This window comes from Bacillus sp. FSL M7-0003 (assembly GCF_038628485.1).
Taxonomy (GTDB): domain Bacteria; phylum Bacillota; class Bacilli; order Bacillales; family Bacillaceae; genus Bacillus; species Bacillus safensis.
This window is the reverse complement of sequence record NZ_CP152024.1, coordinates 1332433-1344823: the sequence shown is the minus strand read 5'-3', so window position 1 is coordinate 1344823 and position 12391 is coordinate 1332433. Positions and strand designations below refer to the sequence as shown.

Annotated in this window: 12 protein-coding genes; 4 read left to right on the top strand and 8 right to left on the bottom strand. The window is 39.2% G+C overall.

Annotated features, from left to right (window positions below):
* Window positions 1-41: 41 nt before the first annotated feature.
* Complete coding sequence (locus MHI23_RS06800) at window positions 42-938, bottom strand: EamA family transporter (RefSeq protein ID WP_024424711.1); 897 nt, start codon at window positions 936-938, stop codon at window positions 42-44.
* A gap of 113 nt (window positions 939-1051) precedes the next feature.
* Here MHI23_RS06800 and MHI23_RS06795 point away from each other — a divergent pair, with 113 nt between their 5' ends.
* Entirely contained in the window at window positions 1052-1969 is a 918-nt protein-coding gene (locus MHI23_RS06795) for an AraC family transcriptional regulator (protein WP_098676849.1), read from the top strand.
* A 127-nt stretch (window positions 1970-2096) separates the two neighbouring features.
* On the opposite strand, the gene MHI23_RS06790 is transcribed toward MHI23_RS06795, so the two are convergent.
* Window positions 2097-2273 (bottom strand): hypothetical protein, encoded by a 177-nt coding sequence (locus MHI23_RS06790; protein WP_164512161.1) that lies wholly within the window; start codon window positions 2271-2273, stop codon window positions 2097-2099.
* Between the two features lie 513 nt (window positions 2274-2786).
* On the opposite strand from MHI23_RS06790, the gene MHI23_RS06785 reads away from it, so the two are divergent.
* Complete coding sequence (locus MHI23_RS06785; protein WP_008356877.1) at window positions 2787-3248, top strand: YkyB family protein; 462 nt, start codon at window positions 2787-2789, stop codon at window positions 3246-3248.
* Between the two features lie 37 nt (window positions 3249-3285).
* On the opposite strand, the gene MHI23_RS06780 is transcribed toward MHI23_RS06785, so the two are convergent.
* The 4 genes from MHI23_RS06780 to MHI23_RS06765 all read right to left on the bottom strand — a co-directional run bounded on the left by MHI23_RS06780 (window position 3286) and on the right by MHI23_RS06765 (window position 7532).
* Window positions 3286-4194 carry a chemotaxis protein gene (locus MHI23_RS06780; RefSeq protein WP_024424709.1) on the bottom strand — a complete coding sequence of 303 codons (909 nt, stop codon included), beginning with the start codon at window positions 4192-4194 and terminating at the stop codon, window positions 3286-3288.
* Between the two features lie 73 nt (window positions 4195-4267).
* Window positions 4268-5578 (bottom strand): MFS transporter, encoded by a 1311-nt coding sequence (locus tag MHI23_RS06775; protein WP_024424708.1) that lies wholly within the window; start codon window positions 5576-5578, stop codon window positions 4268-4270.
* Between the two features lie 141 nt (window positions 5579-5719).
* Window positions 5720-6870 (bottom strand): IS3 family transposase gene (locus tag MHI23_RS06770; RefSeq protein WP_149125678.1). Its coding sequence is split into 2 segments (ribosomal slippage): window positions 5720-6597 and window positions 6597-6870, totalling 1152 coding nucleotides; the frame shifts between segments, so codons are not numbered across the junction.
* 122 nt (window positions 6871-6992) lie between these two features.
* Window positions 6993-7532, bottom strand: a complete 540-nt coding sequence (locus tag MHI23_RS06765; protein WP_024424707.1) for an RDD family protein — start codon at window positions 7530-7532, stop codon at window positions 6993-6995.
* A gap of 301 nt (window positions 7533-7833) precedes the next feature.
* Between MHI23_RS06765 and MHI23_RS06760 the strand changes: the two genes are divergently transcribed.
* Window positions 7834-7986, top strand: a complete 153-nt coding sequence (locus tag MHI23_RS06760; RefSeq protein ID WP_162842519.1) for a hypothetical protein — start codon at window positions 7834-7836, stop codon at window positions 7984-7986.
* A 63-nt stretch (window positions 7987-8049) separates the two neighbouring features.
* On the opposite strand, the gene MHI23_RS06755 is transcribed toward MHI23_RS06760, so the two are convergent.
* A complete protein-coding gene (locus tag MHI23_RS06755; protein WP_024424706.1) occupies window positions 8050-8934 on the bottom strand; it encodes a cation diffusion facilitator family transporter in 885 nt (294 codons plus the stop codon).
* A 293-nt stretch (window positions 8935-9227) separates the two neighbouring features.
* Between MHI23_RS06755 and MHI23_RS06750 the strand changes: the two genes are divergently transcribed.
* Window positions 9228-10397, top strand: a complete 1170-nt coding sequence (locus MHI23_RS06750; protein ID WP_024426854.1) for an aminotransferase A — start codon at window positions 9228-9230, stop codon at window positions 10395-10397.
* A gap of 25 nt (window positions 10398-10422) precedes the next feature.
* Here MHI23_RS06750 and MHI23_RS06745 read toward each other — a convergent pair whose 3' ends face one another.
* Window positions 10423-12252, bottom strand: coding sequence for a PAS domain-containing protein (locus tag MHI23_RS06745; protein ID WP_342492391.1), 1830 nt, complete (start codon window positions 12250-12252; stop codon window positions 10423-10425).
* Window positions 12253-12391 lie beyond the last annotated feature (139 nt).

Here is a 12391-nt window from a genome sequence, read left to right as displayed (position 1 = left end):
TTCTTCTTATCATTCCTTCTATTGTTCAACACCCATCCCTCTCATTTTTTCGGCTGATACAATGCCAAGAATAAAATCATATAGACAATACAAGCTGTCCCTATCCATTGGAAAAGTCCGAATGGCTCTTTTAACCAGAAAACTGTCGTAACGACTGCTGCAAGGGGCTCAACACTTCCAATTAAGCTCGACTCTTTTGGTGATAAGTATTGCAAACTTTCTATGTAAAACCAAAAAGCGATCATCGTTCCAAATATGACCACAAATAATAAATAGACATACGCTTCAAAAGGTAAATGAGTGAGATTAACCTTCCAAGGAGGATGGATCAAGCTAAGGGCGCCTCCTCCTATCAGCATCGCCCAGCCGACAACCACTAGAGAATCGAATTGTTTTAACAGTCTGATTGGATATAACGTATAAAACGAGAGCGCCACAGCCGATAATATTCCCCACATCACTGCCGCAAATGGAACGGTTAATGTTGAAATAGAACCATTCGTCAATAAGAAAAACATACCTGCTAAAGCCAATACCACTGTGACTAGATCTCTTCTAGTGAAGGTTGATTGCCTGCGAATGACCAAATACACGATAATCATAACAGGGGCTGTATACTGAAGCAGCGTTGCCACAGCAGCATTTCCATGTTGAATGGATGCCATATAAGTATATTGAACAGCCAGCATCCCCATTAGTCCAAATAGAAGGATTTGCATCGCTGTCCTCTTCTTTTGCCACACACCCATCAGATGTGTTTTTTCTTTTGTCATCACATGAACAAATAAAAGCAATCCCCCTGAGATGAGCAGCCGGACCGTCACAAGCCAATTGACATCAATCCCATATTGCTGAAACAATTTTTGTGAAATCGTTCCTCCTACACCCCAGCAGATGGCGCCTATGAGTACAAGTAAAATGCCCTTTCTCCTATTCATTTTCATTCTCCTCAATTCTTAACAAATCATGATAATATAGTTGATAGTAGTTCACTTTGTTACATATTGATATATTAATTGAACATAAAAATAAAAGAATATTGAGGAGAATTATGCACAACCATCATTTTCTGATTGACTACAATCTGAAAGAATTAACGGAGCATTCCACGACAGCATGGCCTATTGCTCTTTATCATACGAAGATTCGTCATCATAGAAGCGGCTATATTCCTCTTCACTGGCATGACGAGTTTCAATTTGTCTTTATTTTAGAGGGTGAGGCTGAATTTCATATCAATGAAGAGACATTATATGTAAAGCAAGGAGATGGCATTTTCATCAATAGTGGCTGCCTGCACATGGCAAAAGATGCGAATGGGACGGCATGTACTTATGTTTGTTTAAATGTCTCTCCCTACTTCATCACAGCGAATGAATTATTCACCACTTTTGTCCATCCTTATATGCATGCGAGCCAGACAGCTTATATTTTACTCAACCAAAAAGATCACTGGCCTAAACATATTTATCAATGTATTCAAACCATTCAACAATTAATTGATGAAACTCCAGTCTATTATGAACTTGAACTCAATATTCAGCTCATCACCATTTGGAAAAGCTTATTACAAAATGGCTTCCAAATGAAACATGATGCGCGTAAACACGATAAAAATGAACGGATGAAACACATGCTGAATTGGATTCATCAGCATTATCATGAAAAGATCCTTCTCCAAGATATTGCTCGTGCAGGACAGCTTAGCCGCTCAGAATGCTGCAGATCCTTCAAAGACATTTTAAAGAAATCACCTATGCATTATGTAAATGAATATAGAATTCAGCAAAGCCTCATCCTGCTTCAAGAAACGGATCTCACTATCACAGAAATCGCTTACCAAGTAGGCTTCAACAGCACAAGCTATTTTATCAATTTGTTTAAAAGAATAAAAAATACGACACCTTTAGCATATAGAAAATTAAAACAGCTGGATCTTCTCCAGATAAAACAGGTAGAGGAAAACTGATGGCAGATAGCTTGTTTGCTAAAATGTAGAAGGTGATTTAGACCCATTATGAATGGCAATTGTAAATACAAGCGATGAGAATGGCTTAATTTTCAATGCCCTCGACGAATGCAGATTAGGGCATTTTTTATTGCTGTTTTTGTTCTATTAGTTTCTTGAAAATCACAAATTGATATACTCCAAATAATACGGTTAGGATCATAATTGCTGTAAATAATTGATCGACTGGAAGCAAGAAATATACGACAATAAAAGATAAAAGCAAAACAAAATAACCTATATTGAACGCTTTTTTGAATGTCATGATATTACCTCCTTTTTACAATCATATCACGTTTTAACTAACCGTATAACCAAGTTTCTCCAGTTAAAGCCCCTATCCATTTATGGACAAAAGCTTTACTTGTTTTAACGCTTTTCGAGACTGTTCCTCTGACATCTCCTTTATGCGTCAATCTGTTATCGATAACCTCAATCTAAAAAATTTACCGTTCACAGTTTACGACTTACTCATGTGACTATATTGATAAGCAAAAGAATAGTGCAAACCTTCTAAGAAATAACCCTCAAATGATTAATAACTTATATACTTACAATATAATCAACAGAAATAGAATCAGTTGAATTTTTTGAAGAGGCGATGAATTTATAAATTTTGGGGAAGGATTGGGAAGGATTCGAACACACAAAAATTTCAATCTCCCTAATCCCTTTATACCAAAGGTTTTCTTTTTACAATAACTCTATTTGCAATTTACTAATAAAAACGTATAATTTATACTAAGCACAGGAAGACGAAAGACAAAGGAGAGAAAAAATGGACGATTATGCTCATACTAAAGACATAGAACCTACAGCAGAAAACATCGCAAAAGCCATTTATACTGTTAACCGCCATGCTAAAACCGCACCAAACCCCAAGTTTCTTTATCTTTTGAAAAAACGCGCGCTGCAAAAACTATTGCAAGAAGGTAAAGGAAGAAAAGTGGGCCTACATTTCTCTAACAATCCCAAGTATAGTCAACAACAGTCCGACGTGCTGATTGAAATTGGAGATTATTATTTTCACCTGCCACCAACGAAAGAAGACTTCGAATTTTTGCCACACTTAGGAAATTTAAATCAATCATATCGCAATCCGAAAGCGAATATGTCATTAAACCGAGCAAAACAAATACTTCAAACGTATGTCGGTTTAAAAGAAAAACCTGCCGCCACAAAACAAAAATCACATTACACAAAGCCCGTCTTCAAACGTCTCGGGGAAAGTTATTTTTAAACAGAAAAAAACCACTCATACCGAGTGGTTTTTTCGTTTAGATAATAAAATGATCGACTTTTTCAATCAGCTGATGAATTTCTGGTTTACTGATTTGATCATCTGCCCCGATCGTTTCCCCTTTATGACGCAAATCTTCAGTGATTAACGAAGAGAAAATAAGAATCGGAATGGAATTTGTTAAAGGATTGTCCTTCAGCAGTTTTGTTAGCCGGTGGCCATCCATTTTAGGCATTTCAATATCCGTAATAATCATATCAATTTCTTCTGTGACACTGATTCCTTTGCTGACAAGGTCCATGACATGATCATATGCCTGTTTGCCATCTTCAAAGGTCACAATGTTTTTATAGCCTGCTTCGGTTAATTCATTTGTTAATAAACGCATGAGAAGCGGAGAATCTTCAACGACATACAGTTTCTTCCCTGTTCTTCTCTCGTCTTTCTCACCGTCAAACATATGATACGTATCAACACCAGAAGCAGATTCAATATCATAAATGATTTTTTCGTAATCTGGAAGGAAAATCATTTTTTCATCAAGCTTAATGATGCCCGTTAAATGACGGTCCATCCCTTGATTGAGTGCAGTCGGCTTCTCAATCTCTTCCCAGCTGACGCGGTGAATTTGTGATACCGTTCCTGTATGGAACACAAATTTCCGTTGGTTGAATTCAGTCACAATATATTTCTCTTGTTCTGACTGATCTGACTCGACATTAAAAAAGGAAAATAGATTGATGACTGGTAAAATCTCGCCTCGTAAACTAATCATCCCTTCTACATCTTGGTGAGAGTGCGGTACAACCGTCACCTCAACCGGCTGAATGATTTCTCTTACTTTCATGACGTTAATGCCGAATTGATTTGCACCAATTTCAAACTTCACAATTTCCAATTCATTGGTACCAGAGTCAAGTAAAATTTCTTGTTTGTTTAAAGCCACGGAAATCCCTCTATTCTTCAATATAAGATTGTACTTTTTATATCGGCAGCATAGGTAAAAAGTTGACGTTTCTTTACGCTTTCTCTCGAACGAATTGATGAATCACAAGTCCTATCGCTGCAAGGATGAGCAAAGACCCTAGTGCAAGGCGGCTTGCGAGATTTCCGTGCTCTGCAAACAGCAGGGTAACTGAGCCATAAATGATCGGCCCGATAATGGAAGATACCTTCCCTGAGAATGCAAAGAGGCCAAAAAACTGTCCTCGCTTTTCCTTCGGTGTCAGTTCAATAATCAAGATTCGTGATGCCCCCCAGCTTGCGCCAAGTGAAATCCCGAATAAACTGCCCGCTATCCAGAAGACCCATTCGGTTGCCGCTGTCACAGCCAGAATGAGCGCCACAATTAAAATGACATACACGACTGTAATCGATCGCTTTGCCCCTATCGCTTTTGTGATATAACCAAACAGAAAGGAGCCAATGATACTTGAAATGGTCGACACAAGATAGAGCAAAATAAATTGCCCAGCAGTAAAGCCAATGATGATTTTGGCATAAACAGCCATCATCGCAATCGCTGTTTGTAAAGCATCATTCATAAAAAAGAAAGCAATCATAAAGATAAAAGCTGGCTTGTACTTTTTCATCTCTTTAAACGTGTGAATAATCTCTTTATACCCGCTGAAAAAAGACGCCTTTTTCTCTCGCTGAGGCAGCGGATGAGGATCTTTTACAAAAAAGAGAAAGGGTAGAAAAAAGAGAAGGAATAAAAGAGCTGTCGGAATAAATGCTTCATGAAACTGGTCATTGCCGACAAGTAAATAAACAGAGAGACCGACAAGTGTTCCTAAATAGCCAACGGCGATACCAAATCCTGAAATAAGCGGGATTTCTTCCTTTGTCCCAAGATCGGGCAAAATGGTGTCATAGAAAACAAGACTAGAATGATAAAAAAACTTTGCGATCACAAACAAGGTGACCACGACTAATAAAGAAACAGGCAGCCCAAACCATTCACTTGAGAAATCAATCCCAGCAAAAATCCCCATCATCAACGTACAAGCAATACATATGAACGTAAACACCGTAATGTAGCGTTTCTTTTTCCCTGTACGATCAATCAGCACTCCGTATAAAGGTGTAAAAATGACGAGAAAAAAGCTGGCTAGTGCGTTTGCATAAGAAATAAAGGTGCTGGCGATCTGGTCCATTCTCGCACTGTCCCCGATCGTTTCCTGCAAGTAAAATGGGAAGAAAATGGTGATCATATTTGATGAAAAGATCGTATTTGCAAAATCATACAACGCCCAGGCCAGCACAGGTGCTGTCAAAAACAGCCCAAAGCCTGCCCCTTTTTTCTGTGCGGTCTTTTTTCCTGTTCTCAATCGATTGTCTCCCTTCCCTGCCTCATTTTTCACTATCATTCTATTTTATGTGCTGTTTCCCTCTTCCATACGAGCGATCTATGAAAAAAAGCACCTCTTACGGGACTGACCCCCGTTTTTGAGACAGGGATCAAAACACCTTTATACAGCCAATTGCCGATAGTTGATCGGTGATTGGTTGTTTAGTTTTGTTTGAATACGAATGTTGTTATAATAATAAATGTATTCTTTGACAGTGCGTTCTACGATGGTGGTCGTAGTTCGATCAATACTGTTAAGATAGAACGTTTCAGACTTTAGCGAGGAATGAAACGATTCGATGGAGGCATTATCAGCGGGCGTCCCTTTACGGGACATGCTCATGGTAATGCCTTTTATATGAACAGCTTTCTGATACTCGTAAGATGTATACACAGAACCTTGGTCGCTATGTAACACACAGTTTTCAGGCAGTGCTGGGAGCTGATCAAGTGTGTTTAAAATAAAGTCTGTGTCCTGCTTATCACCAATCGTAAACGCAATCACTTCTCCATTATATAAATCCAATATACTGGAAAGGTACAATTGTTTCTGTCCATAAGGCAAATACGTGATGTCCGTTACTAGTTTTTCAAGAGGGCGATCAGACTGAAAGTTCCGATCCAGTATATTACCAGCCACAGCATAGGGCTGCCCATTTTTCTTACGCTTTTTCATTTTAACCCGGCACTGCCACTGGTTTTTCTGCATGATACGTTGAACAGTTTTATGGTTAATACGCATTCTCACTTTTAGTAAGGCTGTGATTTTTCGGTATCCATATCGATACTTGTGCTCTCGGCACAACGTGCCGATTTGTTTCTCTAGTTGTCTTTTAGAATGATTCTGATTCAGATTCTTTTTCCATCTATAGTACGAAGCGCGTGAGACGCCTAAATGGACACAGATGTCCTGTACTGTCATTGTTTTGCACAATTCTTCTACCAGTTTGATTGACGTTTCCTTATCAACTTCCTTTCCAATTCGTTGTACTTTTTTAAAACTTCATTCTGTTGACTCAGATAGCGATTTTCTGCCTGCAGTCTCTCTAATTCGGAAGAGTACTCGGGACCCTTTCTATGGGTATATTGTTTTCCAACAGGCTGTTCGAACCGGTGTGTATCCCCAGCCTTATGCCACCTCACCCATGTCTGAACCTGCGTTTTATTTTTGATATTCAATTCCCGCAAAATCTCTTTCATTGATACGCCTGCCAATCTCATTTCTACAGCCTTCTGTTTGACTTCAACCGGATAACTCACTCTTGTCCCCATAGAAAAAACACCTCCATGTTTTATTTCGGATTACAACGATCCGTTTTCAAACTTGAAGGTGTTTTTTATTTGTCTCATCTTATGGGGTCAGTCCCTACCATATAGCAGAGGTGCTTTTTTCATTATTTCTTCACAACAATGGTACTTGCAATCAAATCGTGAAGTGCTTGTTTTTTTTCTGTGAAGAAAGCAATGATATAGCCAATATATAAGATCGGAGACAAAAAGCCTTTTGCAAAGAAGCGGCCAGTTGCACGGCCAAATGTGACCTTTTCGCCTGTGACTTTTGTTACTTTGATGCCGAGAGCCATCTTTCCAAGTGTTCCTTGCAATTTTGATGATTCCATGATGGCGTAATAAAGCCATGTCACCACGGTACCCATCAAGATTGCCCCTATATAGAAAAAGATCAGTCCCATAATAGCTTCCCACTCCTCATCCGTAATGACGGTTGAAGAATAGTAATAACTGTCGTCATCCATCATCATTGCTGCCTCTGGGCTTGAGATAAAAAAGACTGACGCCAAAATAAACATGATAAATGCAATTGGTACACCGATAATGATACCGTCCAAAAGGTGTGCAAGAAAACGATAGCCTACACCTGCTAGCTCAGGATGCTTCTTTTCTTGAATGTGTGGTTCTGTTATGTTGGTTTCCATCCTATTTCTCCTTTATTATGTATGTTTTCTATAAATTTCTTATAATCATTCGTTATTATATCCTATGAATATAGCAAGATCAATGGAGCTTTACACTTTTACATACATTTTAGATCAGTTTGATCTAAGCGATTTATGTGAATAAATACTGAAAATTTGTGAAAAACATGGCACTTCTAGTTCTTTTACCTCCTGATTTTTTAACATTTTGTGATATTTTCGTCTTGTTTCCATTCTTCTGTTGACAATGATTCTTCAAATGGTACAATAGTCAAGGATTTTTTAAAGAAAGGTGTTCATGATGGGAACTGTCGTATTATTAAAGAACAACGAAATGACTGTAATTGAAGATATTTGCGAGGCTGATTTTTTAGATATGAAGCATGGTTTGTCAAATGATGACACAGCTTATATCTCTTGGTATGAAGACTACGATACTGCTTATGGATATTGATTTCATTTCATAGATGAAGCGTAAAAAAGGCGATACAACCTGAGAATAGGTTGATCGCCTTTTTTACGTTTGTGCGCTTCTTTCACTTTCAGGTTCCACATGAATAAAGATTTGTGCATGCGGAAATTCCAGCTGAATCTTCTCTTCAATTCGATCACATAATTGGTGAACATCTTCAATCGTTGTCTTTCCATCTACAATCAAATGAAAATCAATATATTCCTCGGCACCAGACCGCCTTGTTCGAAAGTCATGATATTCAATAAATTCTTGACTAAATCCTTGAATGATCGCTTCGATTGATTGTTCTTCCTCTGGTGTTAACCGAGCATCAACAAGCGGCGGGAAGGCTTCCTTCATGAGTTTAAACGCTTCACGCATAATAAAGAGGGCCAGAACCATTCCAATGATCGGATCTAGGAAATACCAGTCGGTTAATGCCACAAGCAATAAACTAAATGCCACCCCTAATGACGTAAACACATCCGTTAAAAGATGCAGTGCATTTGATTTCATGGCAACTGAATGTACTCGCTCAGCCTCTTTGTTCACAACCCTCGATACAACAAAATTGATGAGCGCGCCTAGCAGCATGACCACAATGCCAAGCACAGGCAGCTTGACTGGCTCTGGATGCATTAATTTGTGAACACATTCGTATATAATCCAAATGCCAGCAACGAAAATCAGCAGTGTCTCAATCGTTCCAGAAATATTTTCGACTTTTCCATGTCCATAAGGATGTTTAGAATCTGCTGGCTTTCTTGAAATACGAACAGAAATAAATGCAATAAACGATGCCATTAAATCGAGAAACGAATGAATGGCTTCTGATAAAACCGCGACAGATCCGGTTAATAGACCCACAATGATTTTTAAGATGACAACAAATGTGTTGCTCAGCACGGATAGAAACGCGATTTTCGATGTCTTCGCTGATTGTTCCATCTATCGTCCTCCTTTAGGAGATCGTATGTCTATGAAAGCAATTCCCATGACCCTGATTCTCACGTTCTTTCAGTTTACGCAGTTTTGCCGTTTTCTAATCATCTTCATCACAGCCTGTATTTTCTCTTGAGGTTACGCTATAATAAATGTTGCTCTTTCTTTAATATATCACTCATGCGGTGATGGATAGGAGAATAGACTACATATAACGATATCCAGTGCCTTTCGCAGGTGACATTTATGCAGTGAATGGTAAAATAGGATAAAAACATAAATTTTTAAGGTGATGAGAAATGGAGCATTTGCTGAATCCAAGAGTAAAGGATATTGAAATTTCAGGCATTCGAACATTTTCAAATCTCGTATCGTCATATGAAGATGTCGTTTCATTGACGATAGGCCAGCCCGATTTTTATACGCCGCATCATGTCAAAACAGCTGCCAAAGCAGCCATTGACGAGAATTTCACCTCATACACTCACAATGCTGGTTTCCTAGAGCTAAGACAAGCGATCCAGCATTATATCAAGAAGAAAGTGAATCTTGATTATGATGCAGAGTCAGAAATCATTGTGACGACAGGTGCAAGTCAAGCAATTGATGCTGCGTTTCGAACCATTTTAACAGAAGGCGATGAGGTCATTTTACCTGGACCTGTATACCCCGGATATGAACCGATCATTCGAATGTGCGGTGCCATGCCCGTACATATTGACACAACGAATGCCGGCTTTAAATTGAATGCCAAGCTGATTGAGGATGCGCTAACGGAAAAGACAAAGTGTGTGGTTCTTCCTTACCCTTCAAACCCGACTGGTGTCACGCTTTCAGAAGAAGAATTGAAAGAAATTGCCCAGCTCCTTGAAGGAAAAGACATCTTTATTTTATCCGATGAAATCTACAGCGAGCTGACATTTGACAGGCCGCATCATTCAATTGCCTCTTTCTTAAAAGAACAGACCATTGTCATCAATGGACTGTCTAAATCTCATAGCATGACTGGATGGAGAATTGGATTTTTATTTGCTTCAGCTCCAATTGCTAAACATGTATTAAAAGTACATCAATATAACGTGTCTTGTGCCTCGGCTGTCTCACAAAAGGCGGCACTTGAAGCTGTGACAAATGGTGTGGATGATGCACTGATCATGAGAGAGCAATATAAGAAAAGACTCGATTATGTATATGATCGGCTCATTTCTATGGGGCTTCCGGTGATTAAACCTTCTGGCGCTTTTTATATTTTTCCATCCATTGAATCGTTTGGGATGAGTTCCTTTGATTTTTGCATGGAGCTGTTAGAAAGTACAAGACTTGCGGTCGTACCAGGCTCTGCTTTCTCTCCACTTGGCGAAGGGTATGTGCGCCTGTCTTACGCTTATTCACTTGAAACGCTGAAAGAAGGACTTGACCGGCTAGAACAATTTGTACTCGAAAAACGTTCTATTCATTCGCTAGATTGAAACAACGGCTCTCTTGCCGTTGTTTTTATTTTGCAGGAAACATGATGTGAAATACAGTGCCCTTTTCAGGCTGACTATCCACACGGATCGTCCCGTTATGATTTTCTAAAATATTAAATGTGACCATGAGGCCAAGTCCTGTTCCTTTTTCCTTTGTGGTTAAAAAGGGCTCTCCAATCCGCTTCATCACCGATTCAGGAATGCCGATCCCTTCATCACGAATCGTGACAAGTATTCCATCACCTTCTGATTTGGCTGTGATGTCTACCTTTCCTCCGTCCGGCATGGATTCTACGGCATTTTTGATTAAATTGATAAACACTTGCTTGAGCTGATTTTGATCCCCGTTCATCAGGAGACCCTCCTCTATCTCACTTGTGTTCATTAAAATGCCATTTAAGTTCGCTTGTGTTTCTAACAAGGCTGTGACTTCGCTGATGATTTTTTTCAAATCCAGCGTCTGCATTGAGGACGTTTGCTGCGGTTTCGCCAGCATTAGCAGCTCACTCAAGATAATTTCTATTCGGCTCAGCTCAGAGAAAACAATCTCGAAGTATTGATCGCGATCTTTTGTTTTCGGTTTAATGAGCTGTAAAAAGCCTTTGATGGCGGTCAATGGGTTTCTGATTTCATGTGCAATGCCAGCCGCCAATTGGCCTGCAATCGATAATTTTTCAGAGCGGAGCATGAGCTCTTCTGTCTGCTTACGTTCGGAGATATCTCTTAAAATAATTTGAACCGCTGTTTCTCCAAAAAATGTAGTTGGGATACAGACCATTTCTGTATAAATCAGCTTATGTTTAAACGTATGACAGCTCATTGTGACAATCTCAGAATCTGATGCTCTTTCAATAATACGTGATAAACTCTTTTTGACCTTTTGCTGATCACAGGAATGAATTTGATGAAAGATATCCTTTCCTATTAATTTATCGTAATGCTCGGCTTCAAATAATTTAATGCCAGATTCATTCATAAACACCCATTTGTGATCATGGATGACCGCAATCGTATCAATGGAATTTTGAATGAGCAGCTGATACCTCTCCCGGCTTTTTTGAAGAACGGTTTGAAACTTTTTACGGGATGAGATGTCCACGAGCAGTAAAAGCTCTGCCCGCTGATTTTGATAAATCGTCGGTGATGACTTTACCTCAATATGAATACTACTCCCATCTTGACGCTTCCATATCTGTTCAATCATTCCGACTGGAAGGCCTTGCTGCAGCCTTGTTATTCGGCTTCTGACAATATCATGGTACTCTTCAGCAATAAAATCAAACGCGGACTTGCCGATCATGTCATCTCTTGCACTTACCCCCATTAATTGCAGCATCGCATCATTCGCATACACAATTTTCCCTAAAATCGTAATACATAACGGATTTGGCAGCATGGCAATCAATTGTTCAGCTTCACCGACATTTTGGAAAGCCGGCAGACTGCCTAACGACTGTTCTGCTACGTTTGATGTTGTTTGAAATGCTGCTTTTTGGGGCTCAGTATCCAGCACCCTCATTTTCAGGATCATTTCTCTACTTACTTCGTTGTCTAACCCATCACAAGCAACAAAATCAATGCTTGCTTCGATCCATACAGCTGTCAGATCACTTCTTAGCAGTCTAAAGTGGCAAACCTCTAGCATGTGCTGATTGTAAAAATAACTTTCGACGAGAAATTGATCTTCGGTATGAACAAAGTCTTTCAAAAAACACCCTAGTAAATCCTTTTGTTCATAGAGCAAAAGCTGCTTACAGTTGGAAGAAATGTAGAGAAAGCGGCCATTAGAAGAAAGAACGGCATGTAAATCGATGTTCGAATACAATTGATTCGAATCTTTCATTTGTTGTTCCATCGTCGTCCGACCCTCCTTTTCATTTTTTAGGGTTGTCCTTAGATTGATGTATAAAAAAGATTCGCTAGAAAACCCGTATTTTCCTTCTGTCATCGAGGGAAACGTCCATATTTTCAGCAAAAAGGGAGCACTTTCTGCT

Bases quoted from the DNA above. Each gene is read 5' to 3' on its own strand.
- MHI23_RS06790 (WP_164512161.1), bottom strand. From the start codon at position 2,273: ATGACATTCAAAAAAGCGTTCAATATAGGTTATTTTGTTTTGCTTTTA.
- MHI23_RS06755 (WP_024424706.1), bottom strand. From the start codon at position 8,934: ATGGAACAATCAGCGAAGACATCGAAAATCGCGTTTCTATCCGTGCTG.
- MHI23_RS06745 (WP_342492391.1), bottom strand. From the start codon at position 12,252: ATGGAACAACAAATGAAAGATTCGAATCAATTGTATTCGAACATCGAT.
- MHI23_RS06760 (WP_162842519.1), top strand. From the start codon at position 7,834: ATGGGAACTGTCGTATTATTAAAGAACAACGAAATGACTGTAATTGAA.
- MHI23_RS06765 (WP_024424707.1), bottom strand. From the start codon at position 7,532: ATGGAAACCAACATAACAGAACCACACATTCAAGAAAAGAAGCATCCT.
- MHI23_RS06800 (WP_024424711.1), bottom strand. From the start codon at position 938: ATGAATAGGAGAAAGGGCATTTTACTTGTACTCATAGGCGCCATCTGC.
- MHI23_RS06750 (WP_024426854.1), top strand. From the start codon at position 9,228: ATGGAGCATTTGCTGAATCCAAGAGTAAAGGATATTGAAATTTCAGGC.
- MHI23_RS06785 (WP_008356877.1), top strand. From the start codon at position 2,787: ATGGACGATTATGCTCATACTAAAGACATAGAACCTACAGCAGAAAAC.
- MHI23_RS06795 (WP_098676849.1), top strand. From the start codon at position 1,052: ATGCACAACCATCATTTTCTGATTGACTACAATCTGAAAGAATTAACG.